Source organism: Bradyrhizobium sp. McL0615, assembly GCF_049993905.1.
In the GTDB taxonomy this organism is placed as follows: Bacteria; Pseudomonadota; Alphaproteobacteria; order Rhizobiales; family Xanthobacteraceae; genus Bradyrhizobium.
On record NZ_CP188254.1, the window covers coordinates 4,589,166 to 4,602,012 of the forward strand.

At 64.2% G+C, this 12,847-nt stretch carries 10 protein-coding genes and 1 pseudogene; 4 read left to right on the plus strand and 7 right to left on the minus strand.

The window, feature by feature from the left end; genetic code table 11:
• Positions 1 to 76: 76 nt before the first annotated feature.
• From accC to ACPPVP_RS21755, 6 genes are all read right to left on the minus strand, one after another.
• The gene (gene accC / locus ACPPVP_RS21730) at positions 77 to 1,438 is read right to left on the minus strand and encodes an acetyl-CoA carboxylase biotin carboxylase subunit (protein WP_426524244.1); all 1,362 of its coding nucleotides are present in this window, start codon (positions 1,436 to 1,438) and stop codon (positions 77 to 79) included.
• Positions 1,439 to 1,461: 23 nt separating this feature from the next.
• The gene (gene accB, locus ACPPVP_RS21735; protein WP_426524246.1) at positions 1,462 to 1,947 is read right to left on the minus strand and encodes an acetyl-CoA carboxylase biotin carboxyl carrier protein; all 486 of its coding nucleotides are present in this window, start codon (positions 1,945 to 1,947) and stop codon (positions 1,462 to 1,464) included.
• A 77-nt stretch (positions 1,948 to 2,024) separates the two neighbouring features.
• Positions 2,025 to 2,504: a type II 3-dehydroquinate dehydratase gene (aroQ, locus tag ACPPVP_RS21740; RefSeq protein WP_426524248.1), complete on the minus strand. Its 480-nt coding sequence runs from the start codon at positions 2,502 to 2,504 to the stop codon at positions 2,025 to 2,027.
• A 237-nt stretch (positions 2,505 to 2,741) separates the two neighbouring features.
• Positions 2,742 to 3,491 (minus strand): DUF1236 domain-containing protein, encoded by a 750-nt coding sequence (locus tag ACPPVP_RS21745; RefSeq protein WP_426524250.1) that lies wholly within the window; start codon positions 3,489 to 3,491, stop codon positions 2,742 to 2,744.
• 196 nt (positions 3,492 to 3,687) lie between these two features.
• A complete protein-coding gene (locus ACPPVP_RS21750; protein WP_426524252.1) occupies positions 3,688 to 4,455 on the minus strand; it encodes a DsbA family protein in 768 nt (255 codons plus the stop codon).
• A gap of 126 nt (positions 4,456 to 4,581) precedes the next feature.
• Complete coding sequence (locus ACPPVP_RS21755) at positions 4,582 to 5,988, minus strand: M48 family metalloprotease (RefSeq protein WP_426524254.1); 1,407 nt, start codon at positions 5,986 to 5,988, stop codon at positions 4,582 to 4,584.
• Positions 5,989 to 6,246: 258 nt separating this feature from the next.
• Between ACPPVP_RS21755 and ACPPVP_RS21760 the strand changes: the two genes are divergently transcribed.
• The 3 genes and pseudogenes from ACPPVP_RS21760 (at position 6,247) to ACPPVP_RS21770 (ending at position 9,551) form a co-directional block, all read left to right on the plus strand.
• Positions 6,247 to 7,434 (plus strand): pyridoxal phosphate-dependent aminotransferase, encoded by a 1,188-nt coding sequence (locus tag ACPPVP_RS21760; RefSeq protein ID WP_426524256.1) that lies wholly within the window; start codon positions 6,247 to 6,249, stop codon positions 7,432 to 7,434.
• A gap of 73 nt (positions 7,435 to 7,507) precedes the next feature.
• A pseudogene (locus tag ACPPVP_RS21765) lies at positions 7,508 to 8,108 on the plus strand (biotin transporter BioY).
• Between the two features lie 114 nt (positions 8,109 to 8,222).
• A complete protein-coding gene (locus ACPPVP_RS21770; protein WP_426524258.1) occupies positions 8,223 to 9,551 on the plus strand; it encodes a dicarboxylate/amino acid:cation symporter in 1,329 nt (442 codons plus the stop codon).
• A gap of 67 nt (positions 9,552 to 9,618) precedes the next feature.
• Here ACPPVP_RS21770 and ACPPVP_RS21775 read toward each other — a convergent pair whose 3' ends face one another.
• On the minus strand, positions 9,619 to 12,039 hold the full coding sequence (locus tag ACPPVP_RS21775; protein ID WP_426524260.1) for an Rne/Rng family ribonuclease: 2,421 nt from the start codon (positions 12,037 to 12,039) through the stop codon (positions 9,619 to 9,621).
• Here ACPPVP_RS21775 and ACPPVP_RS21780 point away from each other — a divergent pair.
• A complete protein-coding gene (locus ACPPVP_RS21780; RefSeq protein WP_426524262.1) occupies positions 11,974 to 12,840 on the plus strand; it encodes a hypothetical protein in 867 nt (288 codons plus the stop codon). The genes ACPPVP_RS21775 and ACPPVP_RS21780 overlap by 66 nt on opposite strands.
• Positions 12,841 to 12,847: the final 7 nt, after the last annotated feature.

The following is a 12,847-nucleotide window of genomic DNA, read 5'->3' on the forward strand; positions in this document are numbered from 1 at the left end:
ATGGAACCGCCCCCAGAGGACCCCAACTTCCGATAATACCGCAGGGCTCGATTGGTTCCATCCCGGGGAGATTTCGCTAGCGCGCCTGGCCGTCCGCCGGCTGGCCGGCGAGGTACTGCTCAAGCCAGTGGATGTGGTAGTCGCCGTTGATGATGTCGGCCTCCCGGACCAGCGCCCGGAACAGCGGCAGGGTGGTTTCGATGCCGTCAACCACCATCTCGTCGAGCGCCCGGCGCAGCCGCATCAGGCATTCGGCGCGGGTCTTGCCGTGCACGATCAGCTTGCCGACCAGCGAGTCATAGTAAGGCGGAATGACGTAGCCCTGATAAACGGCGGAATCGATCCGAACGCCGAGCCCGCCGGGCGGGTGGAATTGCGTGATCCGGCCGGGCGACGGGCGGAAGGTCAGCGGGTTCTCCGCATTGACGCGGCATTCGATGGCATGGCCGATGATGGTGATCTCTTCCTGCCTGGCGGGCAGGTCGCCGCCAGCGGCGATGCGGATTTGCTCCAGCACGAGGTCGATGTCGGTGATGCTCTCGGTGACGGGATGCTCGACCTGGATGCGGGTGTTCATCTCGATGAAGTAGAACTCGCCATCCTCGTAGAGAAATTCGATGGTGCCGACGCCGAGATATTTCATGTCCCGCATCGCCTTGGCGCAGGTCTCGCCGATCCTGGCGCGGGCGGCGGCGGAGAGAACCGGCGAGGGGCCTTCTTCCCAGACCTTCTGGTGGCGGCGCTGCAGCGAGCAGTCGCGCTCGCCGAGATGGATCGCGCCGCCGCGGCCGTCGCCGAGAATCTGGATCTCGATGTGGCGCGGCTTCTGCAGGTATTTTTCGAGATAGACCGAGGCGTCGCCGAAGGCCGACTTGGCCTCGTTGGACGCGGTCGACAGCGCCATCATCAGATCTTCGGCGGTGTGTGCCACCTTCATGCCGCGTCCGCCGCCGCCAGCGGCCGCCTTCACCAGCACGGGGAAGCCGATCGCCTTGCCGATCGCGAGGGCGTCGTCGTCGGGCGTGACCGCGCCATCGGAGCCGGGCACCACCGGGATGCCGAGCCGCTTGGCGGTCCTCTTGGCCTCGATCTTGTCGCCCATCAGGCGGATGTGCTCGGCCTTCGGGCCGATGAAATGCAGATTATGTTCGGCGAGGATTTCGGCGAAGCGGGCGTTCTCCGACAGGAAGCCGTAACCGGGATGCACGGCGTCCGCGCCGGTGATCTCGCAGGCCGCGAGCAGCGCCGGGATGTTGAGATAAGAATCCTTTGACGGCGGCGGCCCGATGCAGACGCTTTCGTCGGCGAGCCGCACATGCATGGCGTCGGCATCGGCAGTGGAGTGCACGGCGACGGTATTGATGCCGAGCTCCTTGCACGCACGCAGCACGCGGAGCGCGATCTCGCCGCGATTGGCTATCAAAATCTTATCGAACATCGCAGCGCCTGACGTTGACGAACTTATTCAATGATCACGAGCGGCTCGCCGAATTCGACCGGCTGGCCGTCCTCGACGAGAATTTGCGTCACCGTGCCGGCGCGCGGCGACGGGATCTGGTTCATCGTCTTCATCGCTTCGATGATCAGCAGCGTTTGCCCGGCCGATACCTTGCTGCCGACGTCGATGAACGGCTTGGCGCCGGGCTCGGGCGACCAGTAGGCGGTGCCGACCATCGGCGAGGGGACCACGCCCGGGTGCTTGGCCAGATCGGCGCCCGCGGGGACGGCTGCCGCAGCAACCGGCGCCGGCTGGAAGCTCGCCGGCATCGCCGCCGACACGGTGATGTTGCGCGCGACCCGCACCCGCAGGCCTGAACGCTCGATCTCGATCTCGGTCAGGCTGGTCTCATCCAGCAACAGCGCGAGTTCGCGAATGAGCGCGCTGTCATCGCTCTTCAGGTTTGCGGCTGATTTGTCCGCTGACTTGTTGTCGGGCTGGCGGGCCATGCTCTTGATCCGGAATTCTCGATGTGGGTGACGGCTGAAGCGTCAGGCTTGATGTCGTTCGACGTCAGATTTGGATGTCAGGTTTTGGCCTTGGCGCCGAGTTTGGCGGCAAGGCCATTGATTGCGAGCCGGTAGCCATCGATGCCGAAGCCGCAAAGCGACGCAAAGGCGGCCATGGCGGTGTAGGAGTGATGACGGAAGCTCTCCCGGGCGTGGATGTTGCTGATATGCACTTCCACCGTCGGGATTTTCACTGCGACCAGCGCATCGTGCAATGCGATCGAGGTGTGCGAATAGCCGCCGGCGTTGATGACGATGCCGACCACTTTTCTGGCGTGCGCCTCGTGGATGAAGTCGATCAATTCGCCTTCGCGGTTGGACTGACGGCATTCGGCCTTCAGGCCGAATTGCGCCGCGGTTTCTACGCACAGTTTTTCGACATCGGCGAGCGACGCATGGCCATACTTTTCCGGTTCCCGTATCCCCAGCATGTTGAGGTTCGGGCCGTTGAGGACATAGATCGTCGCGGCAGAGGCTTGTGCGCTTCCTTGGGCCATCCGGATTCCAGCAAAGAGGGGCGGGGCAGGTCGCGGGGTTATAGGTAACAACGCGGCCTAGGGGAAGCCTTCCCGCCTGCCGGAATGCCGCCCAAATGCCTCATCCAATTCGTAAAAAGCCGGCGGAACCTACGGAAATCATTCGTTAACCAATTTTTGGAAGACGGCCCAAGAAAAAGGGGTGGGCATCTCTGCCCACCCCCGATTGCTTCTCAGCGAAGCTGCGACCCGAACGCGTTAGCCTTCGATGATGTAAACGATCTCGCGGGTCTGCGGACGGACGATGACGTAACGGCCGCCGACCAGGATCACGTCATAGCCACGCCACTCCGGATAAATCTCGACGATCCGGGCCGGAATCGGGTGGAAATGGACCGACGCCGGGATCGCGGCGCCGACCGAGATATTGAAGTTCACGTTGGTCGTTTCCTGGATCTTTTCCGACCGGAAGGCGGTGTTGATCTGGGCGCGCTTTTCGGCCGGCGGAGCAGCCGTCGCCGAAGTGGCGGCGTTGCCCGTCGTGGTCGGCGACTTGGTCTCGCTTGCAGCCGTGCCCGACTTGGTGTCGGTCGCGCCCTTGGTCTGGGCGTTATTCATGTCGCCGCTCTTGCTGTCGCGGCCTTCGGCCTTCATGTCCTTGCCGCCCTTGGCCGAGTCGGTCTCGGAGTGCATGCTCTTCGACTTCTCGCCCTGCATCCTATTGCTGTCCTGGGCGCTCTTGCTCGGGGCCATCTTGTCGGTCGATTCAGAGGCCTTCGTGCTGGGCTCCTTCGTAGTACCGGTCTCAGCGCCCTTCATGCCGGACGGGCCGCTGTCGCGTTGCATTGCGCCGCCCGACGAGGCACCGCCAGAAGGAGGCGCGCTCTGCTGCGCCGTGGAACCGGCTGACCCTGCGTCGCGGCCCGGTGCGGTGCCCTGCGCGTTCGCAAAGCCAGTTCCGGCGATCAGGGCCGCCGTGGCGACCGAAATCAAAAAGCGATTAGTCATTAGAAAGTCTCCTCACGTGTTTCTGCATTGCCCGACCGACAACGAAAGGAATTGCGCGATGTTCCGGAACATTGGCGGTTCCGCCGACTTTGTTTTGTGAACGCGGGGTGAACCGTCGCGCCAGAGAAAGCCTCAAATAAAAAGGCCGGCAGTCACGCCGGCCTTTCGTCTCGTTCGTTGAAGCGTCGGCGCTATTTCAGCACGTCGCCTTGCCGCAACGGGCGTTGCTGATCTTCTCCCGCAAGCTTTCGACGCCGACCGCGCCGATCACGACCTGCTTGCCGATCACGTAGCTCGGCGTGCCGTTCATGCCCATCGCTTCGGCGAGCTTGAAATTCTCCTCCAGCGTGTTGCGCACTTCGGCGCTCGCAAGGTCCTTCTCCAGCTTCGCCATGTCGAGGCCGACTTCCTTGGCAACGGCCATCGCGCGGGCCTTGTCGGCGGCGCCGCGGCCGGTGAGCAGCTTCTGGTGGAAGTCGAGATATTTCTTGCCGGTCGGATCCTGCATGCGCACGGCGACGCCGACCTGGGCGGCTTCGACCGAGCCCGCGCTCAGCACCGGAAATTCCTTGAGCACGACCTTCAGCTTCGGATCGGCCTTCATCAGATCCATCATGTCGGTCATGGCGCGCTTGCAGTAGCCGCAATTGTAATCGAAGAACTCGACGAAGGTGACGTCGCCGTCCTTGTTGCCGAGCGTGACGTTGCGCGGCGAGTTGAAGATCGCGTCCGCATTCTTGGAGACGCCCGCTTCGTGCTTGGCGGCTTCCGCCGCGGTCTGACGCTTGCTGAGTTCGGCCATCGCCTCTTCGAGCACTTCGGGATGCGCAATCAGGTAATTCCGGACGATGGTCTCGATGTCGCCGCGCTGGGTGTCGTTGAAGCTCTGCGCGGAAGCGGACATCGGCGCGCCGCAGAGCGCGAGAGCGAACAATGCGGAAGTGAGAAGACGGAACGAGGGCATCGGTAAATCCTTATGCGGCGGGTTCCCGGGCAATTCTGCTGAAGGCCGGCTCCTGGAGAATATCCTGGTCGCTGGTGACCAAGTCGTTGGTGATCAGGTTCGATTATAGCCGAACGCGGCTGATTTCTAGTTGCTCTTCTGGCCCGGCATCGGCTTGGCGCTCACAATGTCGTCAGCCTTGACCCATCCCGGCGTTCCGATCGCGAAGCGCGTTTTGGCGCGCGAGGCAAGATCGCGCGCCGTCTTGCTGTCGCCGCGAAGGTAGGCGGCTTGGGCCGACGCCAGATCGGCCTGTGCATAGTCGCCCTTGCGGCCATAGGCCATCGCGAGCTGGGTGTAGCCGATCGGCGCTTCGCTCTCGCGGGCCACGGCTGCGCGCAGGATGGCGATTGCCTCGTCGGTATAGGCGTTGTTGGCGGTTGCCACGAGGGCCTGCCCAAGCAGCATCTCGATGAGCGGCGCGTTGTTGGAGAGCGCGACCGCCTTTCGCAGCGGCGCAATCGCCTCCTGCGGCTTGCCGCCCTCCAGCATCGCCTGGCCGCGTACCTCGTAGAAATAGGGATTGTTGGGCTGCTGCTGGATCAGGGTGTCAATCTGGGCGAGCGCGCTGCGCAGGTCGCCGTGCAGATAAGTCGAGATCGCGTGGGCATAGCGCGCGGGCAGGCTGTTGTTCGACAGCGGATAGCGCCGGTACACGGTCTCCTGCCGCTCCATGAAGGCCGAGATCTTGGCGCGCGCCATGTCGTGGCGCAGCTGCAGGGCAGGGTCATCCTTCTTGTCCCAATACGGGCTAGAGCGCGCCAGTTCTTCCAGCGCGGTGACGCGCTGGGCCGGCATCGGATGCGACTGAACGTAGGGGTCCGAACCGCGCGAGGCGAACAGGCTTTCGTCCGTGAAGCGCTTGAAGGTCTCATACATGCCGCGGGCGGACTGGCCGGTGGCGGTCAGAAATTTCACGCCGGCCTTGTCGGCGTTTTCCTCCTGCTGGCGCACGTAGGAGAGCAGGTTGCGTCGGATCACCTCTCCCTGCGCGGAGAACACCGCTGCGCCGGCATTGGTCAATCCGCCGCCGCTGCCGCCGGTCTTCGCGCCCGCCACCATCGCGCCGGCGCCAAGCAGCATGGCGATGATCATCTGCGTCTGGGCCTGCGCCATCTGCTCGCGCATCTTGGCGAGATGGCCGCCGGCAAGATGGCCGGTTTCGTGCGCCATCACGCCGATGATCTGGTTCGGCGTCTCCGACTGCATGATCGCGCCGTAGTTCACGAAGATGCGGCGGCCGTCGGCAACGAAGGCGTTGAACACACCCTGGTTGATGATCACCATCTGGATGTTCTGTTTTTCCAGACCGGCGGCGCGGAGGATCGGCCTGGTATATTCGCGCAGCAATTGCTCCGTCTCGGTGTCGCGGATCACCGGCGGGCCCTTGTTTTCCTGCGCCACGGCTGCCATCGGCCCAACGGCAAGCGCTGTGGCCGTCATCAGCGCGGTCAACTTCAGTCGGTTTTTGCGTAAGGCGATGCGGAGCAGCATGAGCGATCTTTGGCGATTGGCGATGTGTCTAGATTGTCCGGACGCCGGTTCGGTTTCCGATTAGATCAGAAACGGGTCTCAGTTCGTTGTTTCAGCGCGTTTCTTTCACCCGAGCACCCGAGCCGGGGTATCAGTACGCGAACCCGGTATCACTTCGCTGGAAAAAGCTATAACAAGCCACCGAATACGGCCAGTCTGGGGCGCTAACCGGTTCGGGAACCTGAATTCGGCAACGGCCCGTGCAAATAGCAGATATCGATGCTGGAATCGACACTTAGAGACCGCGCCACGGCGCTACTGACCCCTTCGGCGCGGAGCGACGTTCCACCCTTCATGGTGATGGACGTGATGGCGGCCGCAGCCCGCATCGAGGCCGCCGGCGGCCATGTCATTCATATGGAAGTGGGGCAGCCGGCGGCGCCGGCACCCAGGGTCGCGATCGCGGCCGCGCATGCCGCGCTCGATGCCGTGCGGATCGATTACACGTCCGCGCTCGGCATTCCCACGCTGCGCACGCGGATCGCAAAACACTACCGCGATACTTACGGCTGTGCGGTTGATCCCGAACGCGTCGTGATCACGACCGGCTCGTCCGGCGGTTTCATTCTGGCGTTCCTGTCGATGTTCGAGCCGGGCGACCGGGTAGCGGTCACGGTGCCGGGCTATCCGCCATACCGCCACATCCTGACCGCGCTCGGCTGCGAGCCGGTGCTGATCGAGACCTCCAGCGCGACGCGTCATGCATTGACAGGCGAGGCCTTGCTGGCCGCGCATTGCAAGATGCCGCTGAAAGGCGTGCTGGTCGGCAGCCCCGCCAATCCGACGGGAACAATGATGTCGCGCGACGCGCTCATCGGCCTGATAAATGCGGCGGAAGGCGCCGGCATCCGCTTTATTTCCGACGAGATCTATCATGGCCTCGACTATGCGTTTCCGGCGGTGACGGCGGCGGAGCTTTCGCCGCATGCGCTCGTGATCAACTCGTTCTCGAAATATTTCTGCATGACCGGCTGGCGGGTCGGCTGGATGGTGGTGCCGGAGCCTTTGGTGCGGCCGATCGAACGGCTGCAGCAGAACCTGTCGATCTCGGTGCCGACGCTGTCGCAGATCGCGGCCGAGGCGGCTTTCGAAGGCCGCGAAGAGATGGAGGCGATCAAGCGCGGCTATCAGGAGAATCGCCGCATCCTGATCGAGGGACTGCCGAAGGCCGGTCTCACCAAGTTCCTGCCGGCGGACGGCGCCTTTTACCTTTACGCCGACGTATCGGATTTTACCGCCGACAGTTTCGAATTTGCTGGCCGCATGCTGGAGAAGGCGCATGTGGCGGCGACGCCGGGCGTCGATTTCGATCCGATCCACGGCCGCAACTTCATTCGCTTCTCCTACGCGCGCTCGGCCAACGAGATGCGTGAAGCGGTAACGCGCATCGCGCGCTGGCTGCGATAGCCGCCTATCCGTCCGTCCTCCACATCATTCTTGCCTGCAATCAACCGGGGAGCCATCCGTGTCCGCCAGAACCATGCCTGAAACCGTTGCGCCGTCGCATTTCCCGCTCGCCGCCGTGCTGTGGCCGCATCGTGCCGATGGATCGTCGGGTCTGTTGCGTAGCGTAATCCTGGTCGCGCTGGGGACGGCGCTGCTGACCTTGTCGGCCAAGGTCAATCTCCCGTTGCCCTATGTGCCGATGACGCTGCAGACCTTGGTCGTACTGTTGATCGGCGCGGCCTATGGCTGGCGGCTCGGCAGCGTTACGATCCTGGCCTATCTGGCCGAGGGCGCCATTGGATTTCCGGTCTTCGCAGGCCCGGTCGGTGGCCTTGCGCCGCTCGTCGGTCCGACGGCCGGATATCTCTTCGGCTTCGTGGCGGCGGCCTTGGTGACGGGATGGCTGAGCGAACGCGGTTGGGACCGTTCAGTGTTCCGGCTGTTCGTCGCGATGGCGTTCGGACACTTTCTCATTCTCGCCGCCGGATTTGGTTGGCTTGCGTTCGGCATGAAACTTGGCGTCGAAAAGGCGTGGCTGGTCGGCATTGCGCCATTCATCGCGGCGTCCTTGATCAAGAATGCGCTCGGCCGCTCTTGTGCGGGCGATCCGGCGGATGTTCGACCCGAACCGCTAAGCGATCACATTCCGCCAACACCATTGACTCCGCTCGCTCAAAGTATTTTTGCTGTGTGCGACGGATTGGCACATGCGCGACCAGTCCGCGCGGCCTCTGAGGGGAGTTAACGTCATGGCGGCAACGATTGCGGTTGAAGCACCGGTGCGTGCGGCAAAGCCCTGGTACAAGGTACTTTACGTTCAGGTCCTGATCGCCATCGTCGTCGGCGCGCTGTTCGGCTGGCTGTGGCCTGCGCTTGCGACCAACGACTGGATCAAGGCCCTTGGCGACGGCTTCATCAAGCTGATCAAGATGGTGATTGCGCCGATCATCTTCTGCACCGTGGTATCCGGCATCTCGCATATACAAGATGCCAAGAAGGTCGGCCGCATCGGTGTCAAGGCGCTGGTTTATTTTGAAGTCGTCTCCACCTTCGCGCTGGTGATCGGTCTTATCGTCGGCAATGTGGTCAGGCCCGGCGCGGGTTTCGGCGGCGCCATGGCGAACGCGCAGGCGGTCGCCGGTTACGCCAAGCAGGCCGAGGCGCAGAAGAGCGTCGATTTCTTCCTGCATATCATTCCTGATACCGTCGTCGGCGCCTTCGCGCAGGGCGAAATCCTCCAGGTCTTGCTGTTTTCGATCCTGTTTGGCTTCGCGCTGATGGGTCTCGGCGAGCGCGGCCATACGCTGCGCGCTTTCATCGACGACGCTGCGCATGGCGTTTTCGGCGTCATCGCCATCGTGATGAAGGCGGCCCCGATCGGCGCGTTCGGCGCGATGGCATTCACGATCGGCAAGTTCGGAACCGGCGCGATCCTGAACCTGATGGGGCTGATCGCGACTTTCTACCTCACCGCCGCGCTGTTCGTGTTCGTGGTGCTCGGCGTGATCGCGCGGATGGTCGGCTTCTCGATCTTCAAGTTCCTGGCCTACATCAAGGACGAACTCCTGATCGTGCTCGGCACGTCGTCCTCGGAAAGCGCGCTGCCGTCCTTGATGGAAAAGCTCGAGCGGCTCGGCTGCTCCAAGTCCGTGGTCGGCCTCGTGGTGCCGACCGGCTACTCGTTCAACCTCGACGGCACCAATATCTACATGACGTTGGCGACCCTGTTCATCGCGCAGGCACTTGGCTTCGATCTGACGTTCGGCCAGCAACTAACCATCCTGCTGGTCGCGATGCTGACCTCGAAGGGGGCTTCCGGGATTACCGGGGCCGGCTTCATCACGCTGGCCGCGACGCTCGCCGTGGTCGATCCGCGGCTGGTGCCGGGCATGGCCATCGTTCTCGGTATCGACAAGTTCATGAGCGAGTGCCGTGCGCTGACCAATCTGTGCGGCAACGGCGTCGCCTGCGTGGTGGTGTCGTGGTGGGAAGGCGAACTCGATCACGAAAAGCTGCGCGCCAACCTGAACAAGCAGATCGATCCGACCGACGTGGAGACCGCGCTCACGACGGGCTGAGAGTTGCCGGAACCCAATAAAAAACCGCCCGGTTTTTAGCCGGGCGGTTTTCTTTTTGGTTTGATCCTTACTCGCCGCTGCCGAAGCGCCGCGACCACCAGCCCGCCTTGCGGGGCGCGGTTTCGTCCGATGTGGCCGGCTCGGGGGCAGGCGCGGGAGACTCGACCGGCTCCGGCGCGCTGTGGCTGATGGAGGGCGCCGGCTCGGCCGGAGCGCTGGTCACGAAGCTGACTTTCTCGCGCACGGTCGAACGCCGCCGCGCCGCGGCCCGCTCGGCCTCTTGCCCGGTTTCTTCAGCTGACGGCGCGGGCGCGCTCTCGACCGGCTCGGGCCGGGCGTAGGCCGCCGGCTGCATCTCCGCCGGCTGCGAGACCGGATCGGAATGAACGTCGGCCTGCACCAGCGATGGCGCGGGTTCGGACGCGCCGCCGTCGAAATCGGCCACCGCGCCGGTCACTTCGGAAGCAGGCGTCGGCCCGAGTTCGTCCGTGATCGATCCGACAAGCCCGTCTTCCAGCTCGGCCCCACGCCGGCGGCGTCCGCCGCGACGGCCGCGACGGCGCGGGCGCCGCTCGCCATTGGCCGGCTGATCGCCGCGGGCCATGCCGGGCTGTTCGTCGCCTTCGTCCTCGTCGGCTTCGCCGTCCTCGGCGATTGCACCTTCGATGGCCTCGCCCGCGACGCGCATGGGCTCACCGTCCTCGCGCGGGGCGGCGCCATCACGGGGCTCGCCACGGCCGCGCCGGCGTCGGCGCCGCTTGCGGCGGTGGCCGTCTCCGTCGCCTTCGCCGGCTGCCGCTTCGGCGCCATCGTCGGTCAGTCCCTCGGTCTCCTCGGTTTCGACCTCGGATTCGGTTTCGGCGTCGAACGGCTCGTCGTCGTCATAGGCTTCCTCGACCTGCGCCGGGAAGGCGGCAGCCTGCGCCACCAGCAGCGCCTTGGCGGCTTCCAGCGTGTGCACCTGTTCGCCGCGGTCGATGACGAACGACTGCTGGCCGGCGACGGTTGGATCGGCGCTCACGGCGAGCGACACCTTGAAGGCGTTTTCGAGATCGCGCAGATGGCCGCGCTTGTGATTGAGGACGTAGAGCGCGACGTCGGTGCGGGTGCGCACCACCAGATTGTGGGTCGCGCCCTTCATCAGGATTTCCTCGATGCCGCGCAGCAATTGCAGCGCGACCGACGAGACCGAGCGCACATGACCGCTGCCGCCGCATACCGCGCAGGCATCGGTCGAACTCTCCAGCACGCTGGCACGGATGCGCTGGCGCGACATTTCCAGAAGGCCGAAATGCGAGATGCGCCCGACCTGAATGCGCGCGCGATCCTGCCGCAGGCAGTCGGAGAGCTTGCGCTCGACCGCGCGGTTGTTGCGCTTCTCGTCCATGTCGATGAAGTCGATGACGATCAGGCCTGCGAGATCGCGCAGGCGCAGTTGCCGCGCCACTTCCTCGGACGCCTCGAGATTGGTCTTGAGCGCGGTGTCCTCGATATGGTGCTCGCGGGTCGAGCGGCCGGAGTTGACGTCGATCGAGACCAGCGCCTCGGTCTGGTTGATGACGATGTAGCCGCCGGAGCGCAGCTGCACGGTCGGCGAGAACATCGCGTCCAACTGGCTCTCGACGCCCATCCGCGAGAATAGCGGCTGGCCGTCGCGATATTGCCTGACCGCCCGCACGTTCGAGGGCATCAGCATCTTCATGAAGTCGCGCGCTTCCTGGTAGCCGGCTTCTCCGGCGACCTGGATTTCGTCGATTTCCTTGTTGTAGAGGTCGCGCAGCGAGCGCTTGATCAACGAACCTTCCTCGTAGACGAGGGTGGGGGCCTGCGACTTCAGCGTCATGTCGCGGACGGTTTCCCACATCCGGATCAGATATTCGAAGTCGCGCTTGATCTCGGGCTTGGTCCGCGAGGCGCCGGCGGTGCGCAGGATGATTCCCATGCCCTCGGGCACGTCGAGATCCTGCACCACTTCCTTCAGCCGCGAACGATCCTGGGCCGAGGTGATCTTCCGGCTGATGCCGCCGCCGCGGGCGGTGTTGGGCATCAGCACGGCATAGCGGCCGGCCAGCGACAGATAGGTCGTCAGCGCCGCACCCTTGTTGCCGCGCTCTTCCTTGACGACCTGAACCAGCATCACCTGGCGGCGCTTGATGACTTCCTGAATCTTGTACTGGCGGCGCGGGCGGAACGCGCGTTCCGGCACTTCCTCCAGCACGTCATCGCCACCGACGGATTCGACGACTTCCTCTTCGGCGTCCTCGCCATCGTCCTCATCGTCGTGGTCGTCGTCGCCTTCGGGAGCGCGGGCGAGTTCGTCGGACGAAGCAACCGCGTAGCCTTCACCGGCGTGCTCGATATGCGGCGCGTCCTCGGCATGGGCGGCGTTTTCGCGTGCGTGCTCATCGTCATGATGCTCATCATGCGCGTGTTCGTCATGAGTGTGTTCGGTCGTCGCCGCGGGGGCGGGCGCCTCGACCGGCGCCACGGCGGGCGCGCCGGATTCCAATTCCGCGACCGGGGCTTCGCTTGCGGCATCTGCCCGTTCGTCACGACCTTGCGCATCGTGATCGTGGTGATGATCGTGGTCGTGGTCGTGGTGATCATGCGAATGATCATGATCGTGACCGTGCGCCTCATGATCGTGATGGGCCGTATCCTCGTGATGTCCGGCATCATTCTCATGATGCTCAGCGTCGTGCGGATGCACTTCGCCGGCATACGTGCCTTCGTGCTGATGCGCCTCGCCTTCATAGGGCTGGGCGGCCTGCGCGGGATCCTGGCCGGCATTCTCGACGACGCCACTCTGGACGCGGTCGCCATGACCGCGGCGGCGCGCATTGCGGTGGCGCGAGCGGCCACGGTGGCGGCTGGAGGAGCGGTTCTCGCTTTCTTCCTCGGCCTCGCGGTGGGCGCGCTCGTCGGCTTCGATCAGCGCCTGACGGTCGGCGACCGGGATCTGATAGTAGTCCGGGTGGATTTCGCTGAACGCCAGGAAGCCGTGGCGGTTGCCGCCATATTCGATGAACGCCGCTTGCAGCGACGGTTCTACGCGCGTGACCTTGGCGAGATAGATATTGCCGCGGAGCTGCTTGCGCTGGGCGGTCTCGAAATCAAATTCTTCGACGCGGTTGCCGCGGACCACAACGACCCGGGTCTCTTCCGGGTGGGTGGCGTCGATCAACATCTTGTTGGGCATTTTGGAACTCTTGACGGCGGCGGGCGCGGTGCATGGCGCGCGCAAATTGCGCGGCCCGGTGACGCGACGGTCCACCTGATTCGGGGGTGAGGGGAAG